The sequence below is a fragment of the Kingella negevensis genome, from assembly GCF_030177895.1.
Taxonomy (GTDB): domain Bacteria; phylum Pseudomonadota; class Gammaproteobacteria; order Burkholderiales; family Neisseriaceae; genus Kingella_C; species Kingella_C negevensis.
In genome coordinates this window covers 503,408-516,469 of sequence record NZ_CP123448.1, presented here as the reverse complement: position 1 = coordinate 516,469, position 13,062 = coordinate 503,408, and the positions used below count along the sequence as shown (strand labels likewise).

General features: G+C 46.7%; 14 protein-coding genes. 9 read left to right on the top strand and 5 right to left on the bottom strand.

What is annotated here, in order from left to right:
- Positions 1-21: 21 nt before the first annotated feature.
- Positions 22-681, bottom strand: coding sequence for a uracil-DNA glycosylase (gene ung, locus QEO93_RS02830; RefSeq protein WP_032137494.1), 660 nt, complete (start codon positions 679-681; stop codon positions 22-24).
- 108 nt (positions 682-789) lie between these two features.
- Between ung and QEO93_RS02825 the strand changes: the two genes are divergently transcribed.
- Together QEO93_RS02825 and cysE are read left to right on the top strand one after the other, a co-directional pair.
- Positions 790-1,959, top strand: a complete 1,170-nt coding sequence (locus QEO93_RS02825; RefSeq protein ID WP_032137495.1) for an alpha-hydroxy acid oxidase — start codon at positions 790-792, stop codon at positions 1,957-1,959.
- A gap of 178 nt (positions 1,960-2,137) precedes the next feature.
- Positions 2,138-2,941 carry a serine O-acetyltransferase gene (gene cysE, locus QEO93_RS02820; RefSeq protein ID WP_032137511.1) on the top strand — a complete coding sequence of 268 codons (804 nt, stop codon included), beginning with the start codon at positions 2,138-2,140 and terminating at the stop codon, positions 2,939-2,941.
- Positions 2,942-2,990: 49 nt separating this feature from the next.
- On the opposite strand, the gene trxB is transcribed toward cysE, so the two are convergent.
- The gene (gene trxB, locus QEO93_RS02815) at positions 2,991-3,938 is read right to left on the bottom strand and encodes a thioredoxin-disulfide reductase (protein ID WP_085815535.1); all 948 of its coding nucleotides are present in this window, start codon (positions 3,936-3,938) and stop codon (positions 2,991-2,993) included.
- Positions 3,939-4,111: 173 nt separating this feature from the next.
- Between trxB and moeA the strand changes: the two genes are divergently transcribed.
- The 7 genes from moeA (at position 4,112) to QEO93_RS02780 (ending at position 8,844) form a co-directional block, all read left to right on the top strand.
- The gene (gene moeA / locus QEO93_RS02810; RefSeq protein WP_085815534.1) at positions 4,112-5,341 is read left to right on the top strand and encodes a molybdopterin molybdotransferase MoeA; all 1,230 of its coding nucleotides are present in this window, start codon (positions 4,112-4,114) and stop codon (positions 5,339-5,341) included.
- Positions 5,342-5,404: 63 nt separating this feature from the next.
- Entirely contained in the window at positions 5,405-6,379 is a 975-nt protein-coding gene (gene moaA, locus QEO93_RS02805; RefSeq protein WP_085815533.1) for a GTP 3',8-cyclase MoaA, read from the top strand.
- Between the two features lie 2 nt (positions 6,380-6,381).
- A complete protein-coding gene (moaB, locus tag QEO93_RS02800) occupies positions 6,382-6,942 on the top strand; it encodes a molybdenum cofactor biosynthesis protein B (protein ID WP_085815532.1) in 561 nt (186 codons plus the stop codon).
- A gap of 23 nt (positions 6,943-6,965) precedes the next feature.
- Positions 6,966-7,550, top strand: a complete 585-nt coding sequence (gene mobA / locus QEO93_RS02795) for a molybdenum cofactor guanylyltransferase (protein WP_085815531.1) — start codon at positions 6,966-6,968, stop codon at positions 7,548-7,550.
- A gap of 87 nt (positions 7,551-7,637) precedes the next feature.
- Positions 7,638-8,117 (top strand): cyclic pyranopterin monophosphate synthase MoaC, encoded by a 480-nt coding sequence (gene moaC / locus QEO93_RS02790; RefSeq protein ID WP_085815530.1) that lies wholly within the window; start codon positions 7,638-7,640, stop codon positions 8,115-8,117.
- A 51-nt stretch (positions 8,118-8,168) separates the two neighbouring features.
- Positions 8,169-8,414 carry a molybdopterin converting factor subunit 1 gene (moaD, locus tag QEO93_RS02785; RefSeq protein WP_085815529.1) on the top strand — a complete coding sequence of 82 codons (246 nt, stop codon included), beginning with the start codon at positions 8,169-8,171 and terminating at the stop codon, positions 8,412-8,414.
- Between the two features lies 1 nt (position 8,415).
- On the top strand, positions 8,416-8,844 hold the full coding sequence (locus tag QEO93_RS02780) for a molybdenum cofactor biosynthesis protein MoaE (protein WP_085815528.1): 429 nt from the start codon (positions 8,416-8,418) through the stop codon (positions 8,842-8,844).
- 45 nt (positions 8,845-8,889) lie between these two features.
- Here QEO93_RS02780 and QEO93_RS02775 read toward each other — a convergent pair whose 3' ends face one another.
- The 3 genes from QEO93_RS02775 to QEO93_RS02765 all read right to left on the bottom strand — a co-directional run bounded on the left by QEO93_RS02775 (position 8,890) and on the right by QEO93_RS02765 (position 12,984).
- Positions 8,890-9,558: a response regulator gene (locus tag QEO93_RS02775; RefSeq protein WP_085815527.1), complete on the bottom strand. Its 669-nt coding sequence runs from the start codon at positions 9,556-9,558 to the stop codon at positions 8,890-8,892.
- Positions 9,555-11,441 (bottom strand): histidine kinase, encoded by a 1,887-nt coding sequence (locus tag QEO93_RS02770; RefSeq protein WP_032137513.1) that lies wholly within the window; start codon positions 11,439-11,441, stop codon positions 9,555-9,557. The genes QEO93_RS02775 and QEO93_RS02770 overlap by 4 nt, the downstream gene beginning before the upstream one ends.
- A gap of 160 nt (positions 11,442-11,601) precedes the next feature.
- Positions 11,602-12,984, bottom strand: a complete 1,383-nt coding sequence (locus tag QEO93_RS02765) for a NarK family nitrate/nitrite MFS transporter (protein ID WP_085815526.1) — start codon at positions 12,982-12,984, stop codon at positions 11,602-11,604.
- Between the last annotated feature and the right edge of the window lie 78 nt (positions 12,985-13,062).

Here is a 13,062-nt window from a genome sequence, read left to right as displayed (position 1 = left end):
AAACTTTCAGGCTGCGTTTTGTTATATTTGCCAATCAATTGGTTCAATTCCATGCTGTGCCAGATATTCATTCGTTTGCGAAAAATGTTTGCAACCGAAAAAGCCGCGATAGACAGAAAGTGGGGAAGGGTGCGGCGCAGTCAAAACCAAATGGCGTGAACGGTCAATCATCGCACCTTTTTTCTGTGCGTGGCTGCCCCAAAGCAGGAAAACAACGTGTTCACGGTGTGCGTTGACTTGAGCAATTACGCGGTCAGTAAAAGTTTCCCAGCCTAAGTTGGCGTGAGAATGCGCTTGGTGGGCGCGAACGGTTAGCACGGTGTTGAGCAGCAAAACGCCTTGTTCTGCCCAATGGGTCAAACAGCCATGTTGCGGAATGTGAAAATTTGGTACATCAGTAGCGAGTTCTTTGTAAATATTGACGAGCGATGGGGGAATTTGCACGCCTTGCTGCACGGAAAACGATAAGCCGTGCGCTTGCCCAACGTTGTGATAAGGGTCTTGCCCGAGAATCACCACTTTCACTTGGTCAAATTCGGTGTATTTGAATGCGTTGAACACGTCTGCGGCGGGCGGATAAATGGTTTGCCCGTTTTCGCGTTCAGTGCGGACGGTTTGTAAGATGGTTTGAAAGTAGGGCTGTGTTTTTTCTTCGCCCAAGGCTTCGTGCCATGTTTTCATGATTTCTCCTGTTTCAGGCTGCCTGAAAATCTAAATTTTAACAAAACTTGCCATTTTTTACCAAATCTATAACAATGGAACTTTCTTGTTCTGATTGCGAGTGAGCCGATGAAACCTGATTTGAATAAAGTAACGTGTATTGAAGATTTGCACCGCGTGTTTCGTTGTAAAGTACCAAAAATGTTCCATGAATATGTGGATTCGGGTTCGTGGACAGAATCGACTTGGCGCGCCAATTCTGATGATTTTGCGGCGATTAAGTTTCGCCAAAAAGTGTTGGTTGACTTGGAAAACCGCAGCTTGGTAACCCAAATGTTGGGGCAAGATGTGCGTATGCCGATTGCGATTTCTCCAACGGGTTTCACAGGCATGATGCACGCAGACGGGGAAATTTTGGCGGCGCGTGCAGCAGAAAAATTTGGTGTGCCGTACACGCTTTCCACAATGTCGATTTGTTCGCTGGAAGATGTGGCGGCGAACACAACCAAACCATTTTGGTTTCAATTATATGTGATGCGCGACCGTGAGTTTATTGCAGATTTGATTCGCCGTGCGAAAGCCGTGAATTGTTCGGCGTTGGTTTTGACGGCGGATTTGCAAATTTTGGGACAGCGTCATAAAGATATTAAAAATGGTTTATCTGCGCCGCCGCGTCCTACATTGATGAATATGCTGAATTTTGCGCTGAAACCTGAATGGTGCTTGAAAATGTTGAACACACAACGCCGTGGTTTTGGCAATATTATTGGACACGCGAAAGATGTGGAAGATTTGTCTGATGTGAGCGTGTGGACGGCGAAGCAATTTGACCCACGTTTGAGCTGGGACGATGTGTCTTGGATTAAAAAATTATGGGGCGGCAAGCTGGTTATCAAGGGCATTATGGATGCGGAAGATGCGAAACTGGCGGTGCAACATGGAGCAGATGCGATTATCGTTTCCAATCATGGCGGACGACAGTTGGACGGCGCGTTGTCGAGCATTCAGGCGTTACCCAATATTGTGGACGCAGTAGGCGACAAAATTGAAGTATGGCTGGACGGCGGTATCACAACAGGGCAGAGCGCGCTCAAAGCGTGGGCGATGGGTGCGCGTGGCGTGATGATTGGGCGAGCGCATTTGTATGGGTTGGGCGCGTATGGCGAAGCAGGGGTAACTCGTGCGCTGGAAATTTTGTATCGTGAAATGGATTTGAGTATGGCGTTTGCAGGATTGCGCGATATTCAAGATGTGAATCGGGACATTTTGGTCAAAGGGACTTATCCTGTAGCAGGCTAACTTATCGCAGCCTGAAAATAGTTTTCAGGCTGCGATTATTTTTATTTAAAGCATTATTTAACATAACGCTTATATATTAACCAATCAAAAAATAAAAATTACTGAAAACTCAACAAATCAAGTTAGCAAAAAATAGGGTAGAATAAGCTCGTTTTAAATTAAAATGCAGCCTGAAAAAATGAAGAAAAACGAACAAACCATGTGGCAAACCATACGTGCAGAAATCACAGCCGCAGCAGCCGAAGAGCCTATGCTCGCCAGTTTCCTACATCTCACTGTATTGCGCCACAACAGCCTAGCACGCGTATTAGCGTTTCATCTATCCAGCAAACTATCCAGCAGCACCATGGATGCACGCGCCCTATACGAAACCTTTATCAATATTCTAGAAAGCGAACCCGACGTCGTACAAGCCGTGATTGCCGATATTTCCGCCTGCTACGACCGCGACCCCGCTTGCGACCAATATTCCTTGCCCTTGCTCTATTTCAAAGGCTTTCACGCCATACAATCGCACCGAATCAATCACTGCCTCTGGAAAAACAAACGCAAAACCCTAGCCTATTTCCTACAAAATCGCGCATCAGAAGTGTTTGGCGTAGATATTCACCCAGGTGCAAAATTCGGGCGCGGCATTATGTTTGACCATGGCACAGGCATCGTCATTGGCGAAACCGCCGTATTAGGCAACGATATTTCACTTTTGCATGGCGTAACACTCGGCGGCTCAGGCAAAGACAGCGGCGATCGACATCCCAAAATTGGCGACGGCGTAATGATTGGCGCAAACGCCTCAGTGCTTGGCAACATCAAAATAGGGCGATGTGCCAAAATTGGCGCAGGCAGCGTAGTTGTGCGCGATGTAGAGCCACAAACCACCGTCGTAGGCGTGCCAGCCAAAACAGTCGGCTTATCCAAAAATATCCCAGCTGATGATATGGACCAATCGCTTAACGCCGATGATTACAACTTCATCATATAAAGCAAACGCAGCCTGAAAAAAATTTTCAGGCTGCGTTTATCTTTAAGTCTTAAGACTGACTATCCAACCAACGCTCAGCGTCCAAAGCCGCTTGACAACCACTTGCCGCACTCGTAATCGCTTGGCGGTAAACATGGTCTTTCACATCACCAGCCGCCCAAATACCTTCAATATTGGTCGCGCCAGCATTGCCTTCATTACCACCACGCGTGATTAAATAACCCGTCGCGTCCATATCCAGCTGACCTTTGAAAATATCCGTATTCGGTTTATGCCCAATCGCGATAAACACACCTTTCACCGCAATCTCTTCACTCGCGCCATCATTCATTTTCAAACGTGCACCAGAAACGCCAGAATCATCGCCCAAAATTTCGTCTAACACCGCATTCAGTTTCAACTCAATTTTGCCTTCTTCCACGCGTTTCATCAGTTTTTCAATCATGATTTTTTCCGCACGGAACGTATCGCGACGATGAATCAGCGTTACTTTGTTCGCAATATTCGCCAAATACAAAGCCTCTTCCACCGCCGTGTTACCACCACCAACCACCGCAACATCTTGGTTTTTATAGAAGAAACCATCACAAGTCGCGCAAGCAGACACGCCTTTTCCTGCAAACGTTTCTTCGCTTGGCAAGCCCAAATAACGCGCAGACGCACCCGTCGCCACAATCAACGCATCACAAGTATATTCGCCCATGCTGCCAATCAATTTGAACGGACGTTGCGTCAATTCAGCCGTGTGAATTTCATCAAACACGATTTCAGTGCCGAAGCGTTCTGCATGTTTCAAGAAATTTTCCATCAATTCAGGGCCTTGAATGCCGTCTGCAAACGCAGGATAGTTGTCCACTTCAGTAGTCGTCATTAACTGACCGCCTTGCGCCATGCCCGTAATAATGACAGGCTGCAAATTCGCGCGTGCCGCATAAACCGCCGCCGTGTAACCTGCAGGACCAGAACCCAAAATAATCAGTTTGTGATGTTGTGCCATGATTTTTCCTTTACATAAAATTTGAAAGTGCGCGTATTATAATCATATTTTCAGGCAGCCTGAAAGTTATCTACTCCTTTAGTATTAACTATCCATGCTTTTTAGGCATTCATTCATTTTAGAAATATCTTTATAATACGCACTATTTTCAGCTAGTTTTTGAAGGAAACATCATGGCACTCACGCCCGTTGCAGATTTGCAGAAATTGATTTTAGACACAGTTCATCACACTTTCAGACAACCTGAAACGATACCTGTGGCGCAAGCAGCAGGGCGAGTGTTGGCGCAAGACATTATCTCTTCGCTCAACGTACCAGCCAACAATGTTTCCGCAATGGACGGCTACGCATTTCCAACCGTTGCCGCAGCAGGCAGCGCATGGCGTTTGGCAGGCGAATCAGCCGCAGGTCGCCCATTTACAGGGCAGCCTGAAAACGGCGCGTGTATCCGCATTATGACAGGTGCAGTCGTGCCAACAGGTTTCGTCGCCGTTGCCATGCAAGAAAACACGGAAACAGACGCACAAGGCAATATTGTCCTCACAAAAGACACGCCTGAAGGCAATAATATCCGTTTTGCAGGCGAAGAAATCCAAAGAAATCAGGCTATTTTTCAGGCTGGCGGAATTTTAAATCATGCCGATGTACTCGTTTTAGCGAGCTTGGGCGTGGGTAACGTGGCGGTGCAGCCAAAAATCCGCGTAGCCGTATTATCCACGGGCGATGAATTGGTTGAGCCTAGCAACCCCATCACGGAACACGGACAAATCTACGATAGCAATCGCCACATGTTGATGTCGCGTTTGCGTGATTTGCCTGTTGAAATCGTGGACATGGGCAAAATTGAAGACAATTTAGAAGCCGTCTTATCTGGATTGGAACACGCCGCAAAAACGGCTGATGTGGTGATGACTTCGGGTGGTGTATCCGTTGGCGATTACGATTATTTGCGTTTAGCCGTTGAAAAAATTGGGCAAATTCATCATTACAAAGTGGCAATGAAACCAGGTAAACCATTTGTATTCGGACAATTAGGCGAATCACAAGCGTGGTATTTTGGACTCCCAGGCAATCCGATTTCAGGCTATGTTGGCTTTGATATGTTTGTGAAATCAGCACTGTGGCGTTTGTGCGGCGCAAGCGAAATGCCGCAACCATTCCGCATTCAGGCTGCCTTAACCGCGCCCGTAAAAAAATCCGCAGGACGCATGGATATTCAACGCGCCACGCTCACACGCCAAGCAGACGGTTCGTGGACAGTTGCCCCTTGCGGCTCGCAAGATTCGCACCGCGTGTTAGGCGTGAGCCAAGCCAATGCCTTTATGTTGCTGGCGCAAGAAAGCGGCAATTTAGCGGTGGGCGACATGGTTGAAGTGCAGCCATTTACAGAACGCTTTTTATAATTATTCAGGCAGCCTGAAAGATAGTTTTTCAGGCTGCCAAGGTGGTACTAAGAAGAACACATCATGAATCTAACCGACCCATTCAACCGCCGATTAAGTTATTTACGCTTATCTATCACGGACTTATGCAATTACCGTTGCAACTATTGCCTACCAGACGGCTACCAAGGCAAAGCCAAACCAGACGAACTCACGCTGCCTGAAATCGAAACCCTGTCCGCCGTGTTTGCCCAAAACGGCACACGCAAAGTCCGCTTAACAGGCGGCGAACCCACCTTGCGCCGCGATTTACCCGAAATCATCGCCACCGTCCGTGCCAATCCTGAAATTGAAAGCATCGCGCTGACGACTAACGCATTCAAATTAGGCAAAAATTTCGCCGATTACCGCGCCGCAGGTTTGGATAAATTAAACATCAGCATTGATAGTTTCGACCCTGAAACGTTCTACCAAATCACAGGCAAACGCGAATGCACCAATATTTTGCATGATTTAGATTCCATTTTAGAATCAGGTTTTTACAGCATTAAAGTCAATACCTTATTACTGAAAAAATACGCCGACAAAACGCTGCCTGACGCATTAGAATTTGTCAAAAATCGCCCTGTAACCTTGCGTTTCATCGAGTTAATGCAAACAGGCGACAATTTCCAATTTTTTGACCAGCAACACATTTCAGCCAGCACGATTGAGCGCAGCTTGATTGAACAAGGCTGGCAACTTCGTCCACGCGATGCCCACGCAGGCCCAGCGCGTGAATATTATCATGCTGATTTTTCAGGTGGAATTGGCTTTATTGCGCCGTATAGCAAAGATTTTTGCAACAGTTGCAACCGCTTGCGAATCACCGCGCAAGGCAAAATGCACTTGTGCTTATTCGGCGGCGTGGCGTATGATTTGCGCGACTTTTTGCACCGCGATGACCGCGCAGGTTTAACGCAATATCTACATGAAACCATGTTGCTCAAACCAGAACACCATTATTTGCACGACAAAAAAGTCGGTTTAATCACAAACTTATCCATGACAGGAGGCTAACCATGTCCAACGCTCAAACCCCAAACCAAGATAATCCATTTAAAAAACCTGCGCCTGCATTTCGTCCGCTCAATGTGCATATTTTGACGGTAACGGATACGCGCAGCGCGAAGGAAGACGGTAGCGGCAATTATCTCGCGCAAGCGGTGCAAGACGGTGAACACGTTTTGCATTCGCGTGATTGGGTGCGCGATGAATTGTATGATATTCGGGCATGTGTGTCGGTGGCGATTGCCAATCCTGAAATTAACGTGGTGTTGATTACGGGTGGCACAGGTATGTTTCCGCGTGATGTAACGCCTGACGCAGTGGAATTGTTGTTTGATAAGAAAATTGACGGTTTTGGCGAGATGTTCCGCGCGGTGTCGTTTGAAGAGATTGGTATGTCCACGATTCAATCTCGTGCGATTGCTGGGATTGCGAATAAAACGCTGATTTTCTGTCTCCCTGGCTCTACGGGCGCGTGTCGTACGGCTTGGGAAAAAATTATTCAAAAACAATTAGACCCACGCATTGAGAGTTGCGGTTTTACTCGTGTGTTTAATATGTGGGATAAGATATAAATTATTTTCAGGCAGCCTGAAACATGAATAATCCCCTTTTAATTCTCTGTGGCGGACGCAGCTCGCGCATGGGTAGCCCGAAACAGCTTCTGCAATACGCAGGGCAAACGCTGATTTCGCGACAAACCGCCAACGCGCTGCCGCACCGTCCTGTATGGCTCGCGGCAGACAATGCGCGTTATCCTGACACGGACGGCGCGATTTATCTGCCCGACCAGTTGCCCGACAAACAAGGCGCGTTATCGGCGATTTCGCCAGCGTTGGAATTGGCAAAACAGCAAGGTTTTTCAGGGCTGTATGTGTTGTCGTGCGATACGTTGTTGCTGCCTGAAAATGTGATTGTGCGATTAAATTCGCTACAAAATACGGATATTTTCGCGCAAGGCATTACTGCATTGCAGGACGGTGAGCAGCTTCTGCCGTTGCTGGCGCATTGGTCGGTGGCGGTTTCAGGCAGCCTGAAAAATGCGGTGGATTCGGGCAATAAGCGCGTGCAGTTTTTTGTGAAATCGCAGCCCTTTCAAACCGTGCCAATGCCTGAAAATTGGTCGGCTTTGTGCAATTTTAATACGCCTGAAGAATTTGAACGGGCGGTTCAGGCAGCCTGAAAGTTGCCGTAAGTCGGGCTGGCAGCCCGACATTTATATCAAGCATTAATGAAATGTCGGGTTGCCAACCCGACTTACAAGTAAATTATGTCAAACAAAATTACACACTTAACCACAGACGGACACACACACATGGTGGACGTGTCTAACAAATCCATTACCAAACGTACGGCGATTGCCGAAGGTTCGGTGCACTTTCCGCCTGACGTGTACGCACAAATTCAAGCATCGCACGGTCAAACCGCGAAAGGCACGATTACGGAAATTGCGCGAGTGGCTGGCATTATGGCAGCGAAAAACACGGCGCAAATTATCCCACTTTGCCACCCGATGATGTTGGAACGCTGCAAAATTCACATGAATTATCATGATGATACGCACAGTTTGCACATTTGCTCAGAAGTGAGCGTTACCCACAAAACGGGCGTGGAAATGGAAGCTTTGACCGCCGTGTCTGCCGCCGCACTGACGGTGTACGATATGACCAAAGCATTGAGCCATGATATTGTGATTGGCAATATTCAGCTTGTGCATAAATCGGGTGGTAAAAGCGAATTTAATCGTTAAGCTACTTTCAGGCTGCCTGAAAATTAATTTCTCAATCAATGAAAAGATAAAATGTCTAAACAAATCAATATTCTCTATTTTGCTGCTTTGCGTGAACAAGCTGGCAAAGAGCAAGAAACGCGCGACACCAGCGCACAAAATCCAGCCGAATTGTATGCCGAATTACAGGCAGCCTATTCTTTTGAATTGCCTCAGGAGCGCCTACGCGCTGCCGTGAATCACGCTTTTTGCGCGTGGGATACGCCATTGAACGAGGGTGATATTGTGGCGTTTATTCCGCCTGTGTCGGGAGGTTAAAATGTTTGATATTACTGATAAAAAGATTGACCCAAATGCTTTGCGCGAACAATTAACGCAGCATGAAACGTGCGGCGCGTTTACTTGTTTTGAAGGCTGGGTGCGAAACCACAATAACGGTAAGGGTGTGGATTATTTGATTTACAGCACTTACGAAGAATTGGCGCGAACGCAAGGCAACGCGGTAATTGAGCAAGCAAAACAGCAATTTAAAATTGAAAATGCGGTTTGTGTGCATCGCGTGGGACGTTTGGATATTGGCGATATGGCGGTGTGGGTTGGCGTTACGGCTGGACATCGTGATGCGGCGTTTGCGGCGTGTCGCTTTATCATTGACACCGTGAAAGCGGAAGTGCCGATTTGGAAACAGGAATTTTACAGCAATAAGGAAAATGAAACTGCTTGGTTGGCAAATCCTGAAGCGTTTTAAGTAATAAAAAGCAGCCTGAAAACTTTTTCAGGCTGCTTTTTATTGTCAATGTGTTTGCTGAACGGGCTGCGGCACTTTGTGTTGCACGGCATACACGGCAGCCTGAACGCGGCTACTCAATTCCAGCTTGCGCAAAATATTTTGAACGTGAACTTTAATCGTTGATTCTGCCAAATCCAGTTGGCGAGCGATGATTTTATTGCTGTGTCCAACGGCAAGGTGTCCCAAAATTTCCAATTCGCGTGGGGTGAGCGTGTCTAATGCGCTGCCTGTGTTGGGCGTGTTCGGGCAGATTAACGATTGCACCAAGCGCACAGTCATTTCAGGTGAAAAGACGTTATCGCCTTGCACGGTGCGTTTAATCGAATCAATCAAAAAATCGGTGTTGATGTTCTTGAGCAAGAAACCACGCGCACCCAGTCGCATACATTCGGTTAAATCTTCGCTGTCTTCAGACACGGTCAGCATAATCACGATTTGATTGGGGCGGCTGCTGAGAATTTGCGCCAAGGCTTCACGCCCGTTCATCATCGGCATATCCAAGTCTAGCAGCACCACATCGGGCTGATTTTGCTCAATCAATTTAATGCCGCTCAAGCCGTCAGACGCTTCGCCGACCACATCAAATTCAGGCTGCCGCACCAGTAGGGCTTTTATGCCACTGCGAAACAGCGTATGGTCATCAATCAAGATGATTTTAATTTTTTCGTTCATTCTAGCACTCTCTCTTTTTTGGGTAAGGTTAAGTGAATAACTGTGTGTTCTTGCAGGGCGGATTTTATCTCAAAATGGGCGTGAATGCGTAATGCTCGTTCACGCATGATGTTCAAGCCAACGTGGCTGCCTGAAAGATTTTCTAGGCGCGCTAAGTCAAAACCTTGCCCATCATCTTCAATCGTCATGGAAAAATCGTCATAATTTTCAAAGGTAATTTGCACGTTTTGCGCGTGGGCGTGTTTGCGGACGTTGGACAGGCTTTCTTGCAAGATGAAGATAAATTGCAGTTGCTGTTCGCTGCTGAGCGGTAAACCGTTGCCTTGCCATTGCACGTTTGTGCGGACATGGGTTTGTTGCTCAAAGCGTTGCGTGAGCGTTTCCACGGCTTCGGAAAATTCTTTGCGCGTGATTTTGGTGCGGAAGTTGAGCAGCAATTCACGCACGTCTTCATAGCATTCTTGTACGCCGTCTTTGATGAATTGAAGGTTTTCTTCGGCTTGCTCTTGCTCTTTGGCGTTGAGTGCGCTTTCTAGCATTTGTACTTGCAGGTTCAGGAAGGTCAGCGTTTGTGCGATGCTGTCGTGCAGTCCTTGCGCCATTAAGTTGCGTTCTTGCATGACGGCAAGTTGGCGGCTTTCTTCGGCTAGACGGATATTGCTGACTGCGCTGCCGAGTTGGTAACACAGGGAATCGAGCAAATCGGCTAGGTTGTTGAAATTGTATTCTTCGTTGAAATACAGAGTCATAATGCCGAGGTCTTGCGCGTTATAGCGAATTTTGAACACGCGCAAATAGTTGAAACCGAGCTGATGACAAGTGGTTTCATGGATTTCTACGGCGCGCGCACCTGCTTTGTGGAAAAAAATCGGTTGCCATTCAGGCTGCTGAACGGTTTGTCCGCATAGACTGTCAATGCGTTGGCAGGCTTCTGCGGTTTGTAGGTGTTCAGGCAGCCGTACGTGGGCGATTAGGTCTAGGCGTTGGCGTTTTAAGTCTATCAAGCGAATGCTGCCCGCTTGAGCTGGCACGAGTTCGATGATTTTCTCTAGGAACACTTGGCTGGCTTCGGTGGCGGTTTGCGCTTGGTTTAGGAAGTGGGAGAAGAAATATAGGGTTTGTAGGGTGTAGTTCTTCTGTTCTAAATCGTGGGTTTTGTCGGAAACTTGTTGTTCTAAATTGCCGTAGAGTTCTTGCAAGTGTGCGCTCATTCGGTTGAAACCTGTGTCTAGCGCGGCAAATTCGGTTAGGTTTTCTACGGGAACTTGTATGCCGATTTTGCCTGAGTGGACTTCATTTAAAGCAATTTGTAGTTTTTGCAGGGGATTAATAATCCATGAATACAGCAAAATCACGATGACGAAAACGGCGATAATGGTGAATATCATCAAGCTGAACTGGAATGCGCGTAACCAGTTGATGTATTTTGAGTTGATTTTTTCTATCGCACGGGTGAGCGTTTCAATTTTATTGATAAACGTGTCGATTTTTTCACGATTGAGTGCGCCGTGGTTTTGATATGCAGCCTGAAAATGGGGGTTGATTTGTTGTTGCCAAGTTTGTTCTACGTCTGCCAGTAATTGGCGAACGTTGGCATCATTTGGTAAGAATAGGGGGCGGAGTGGGTCGCCTTTTTTGAGGGTTTGGAGTGTTTTTTCAAATTCGTGGAATTTTTCGTCAATTGTGCGCTGCGATGTTTCTTTGGCAATCAATAGAACGAGATGATAGGTTTGTTTACGCAAGCCGCCTGTGTCGTTAATTGCTGCTGCGCCACCTTCTAGTCGCCATGATAGGACTAGGGTGAAGGTGATGGAAAATAGGGTGCTGGCTAACCATAATGCGGTGAGTAGTTTTAATCGGACGACTAGGCTTTTGGAAATCATGGTTTTCTCAAAATAAAAATATGAATAGGTGGGCATTATAGTAGATTAAATTCAAATCAGGACAAGGCGACAACGCTCGCCGTGTATGCGTTTGCAACGCCGTACTGGTTTGAATTTAATTCACTATAAATACCCACCTTTTTTCAGGCTGCCTGAAGCATTAGCATTTTGCTTCTGCGCCGTTGCGTGCGTAATACCACCAGTTCAATGCTAAACAGATGGCATAGAATACGATAAAGCCGATAAACGCGCCGTATACACTGCCTGTTAGTTCAGTTGATACGCTGTAACTTTTGGGAATGAAGAAACCGCCATAAGCTGCAAATGCACCTGTAAAACCTGCTACTGCAGCACTTTCTTTGTTTGCGCTCAAACGTGCTTGGTCTTCGGTTTCTAAACCTGCTTTTGCCATTTTTTGATGCACGCTCGCAAAAATCAATGGAATTTGCATAAAGGTTGAACCGTTGCCTAAGCCTGTCAAAATAAACAAAGCTACGAAGCAAGCGAAGAAGCCCCAGAAGTTGCCACCTTGTCCGTTGGTTGGCAAGAAAGACAATACGCCAATTACGGAAATAATCATGCCGATGAACACCAGCTGAGTTACTTTCGCACCGCTTTTGATTTTGTCTGCCCACATACCGCCAACTGGGCGAGCCAAGGCGCTCACCAATGGACCCACAAATGCGTATTTTACTGGGTCAATGCCGCTAAATTGGCTTTTGGTCAGCAAGGCAAAACCTGCCGCGAAACCTAAGAATGAACCGAATGTGCCTAAGTAAATAATGCACATAATCCAGTTGTGTTTGCGTGAGAAAATAACAGATTGCTCTTTAAAGCTGGCTTTTGCATCTGCCAAGTCATTCATGCCAAACCATGCGGTGATTGCTGACAAGATGATGAATGGTACCCAAATAAAACCTGCATTTTGCAACCACATTTGTTTGGTTACATCACCTTTTGTCCATGTTTGAGCTTCGCCGCCTAATGCGCCAAATACACCCGCCGTGATAATCAATGGCACAACAAACTGAACCACTGACACGCCTAAGTTACCCAAACCTGCATTCAAGCCCATTGCTGTGCCTTTTTCCGCTTTAGGGAAGAAGAAGCTGATGTTTGACATACTAGACGAGAAGTTGCCACCACCAAAGCCGCACAACAAAGCCAAAATAACCATAGTTGTGTAGCTTGTATTTGGGTCTTGCACAGCATAGCCGATGCCGATTGCGGGCAGCAACAAGCTGGCTGTAGAAAGTGTTGTCCATTTTCGTCCACCGAAAACAGGCACCATAAACGAATAGAAAATACGCAAAGTTGCGCCAGATAATGCTGGCAAAGCAGCTAACCAGAAGAGTTGATTTTCTGTGTATTTGAAACCGATATTCGGTAAATTAACGACTGCAACACTCCAAACTTGCCAAATCGCAAACGCGAGCAGCAAAGCAGGAATGGAAATCCATAAATTACGCTTGGCAATTTGTTTGCCTGTTGATTGCCAAAACTCTGGGTTTTCAGGCTGCCAATGGGTAATAACTTTAGACATAAATATTTAAACCTATCTGGTAGTTGTGAAAAAAAATCGCGTTTCAGGCTGCATTTTGAGTTCTATGCAGCCTGAAAA

Coding starts and splice junctions, on each gene's coding strand:
- QEO93_RS02775 (WP_085815527.1), bottom strand. CDS start 9,558: ATGAACGAAAAAATTAAAATCATCTTGATTGATGACCATACGCTGTTT.
- QEO93_RS02780 (WP_085815528.1), top strand. CDS start 8,416: ATGTTTGATATTACTGATAAAAAGATTGACCCAAATGCTTTGCGCGAA.
- QEO93_RS02825 (WP_032137495.1), top strand. CDS start 790: ATGAAACCTGATTTGAATAAAGTAACGTGTATTGAAGATTTGCACCGC.
- trxB (WP_085815535.1), bottom strand. CDS start 3,938: ATGGCACAACATCACAAACTGATTATTTTGGGTTCTGGTCCTGCAGGT.
- moaA (WP_085815533.1), top strand. CDS start 5,405: ATGAATCTAACCGACCCATTCAACCGCCGATTAAGTTATTTACGCTTA.
- moaB (WP_085815532.1), top strand. CDS start 6,382: ATGTCCAACGCTCAAACCCCAAACCAAGATAATCCATTTAAAAAACCT.
- cysE (WP_032137511.1), top strand. CDS start 2,138: ATGAAGAAAAACGAACAAACCATGTGGCAAACCATACGTGCAGAAATC.
- ung (WP_032137494.1), bottom strand. CDS start 681: ATGAAAACATGGCACGAAGCCTTGGGCGAAGAAAAAACACAGCCCTAC.
- QEO93_RS02770 (WP_032137513.1), bottom strand. CDS start 11,441: ATGATTTCCAAAAGCCTAGTCGTCCGATTAAAACTACTCACCGCATTA.
- mobA (WP_085815531.1), top strand. CDS start 6,966: ATGAATAATCCCCTTTTAATTCTCTGTGGCGGACGCAGCTCGCGCATG.
- moeA (WP_085815534.1), top strand. CDS start 4,112: ATGGCACTCACGCCCGTTGCAGATTTGCAGAAATTGATTTTAGACACA.
- QEO93_RS02765 (WP_085815526.1), bottom strand. CDS start 12,984: ATGTCTAAAGTTATTACCCATTGGCAGCCTGAAAACCCAGAGTTTTGG.
- moaD (WP_085815529.1), top strand. CDS start 8,169: ATGTCTAAACAAATCAATATTCTCTATTTTGCTGCTTTGCGTGAACAA.
- moaC (WP_085815530.1), top strand. CDS start 7,638: ATGTCAAACAAAATTACACACTTAACCACAGACGGACACACACACATG.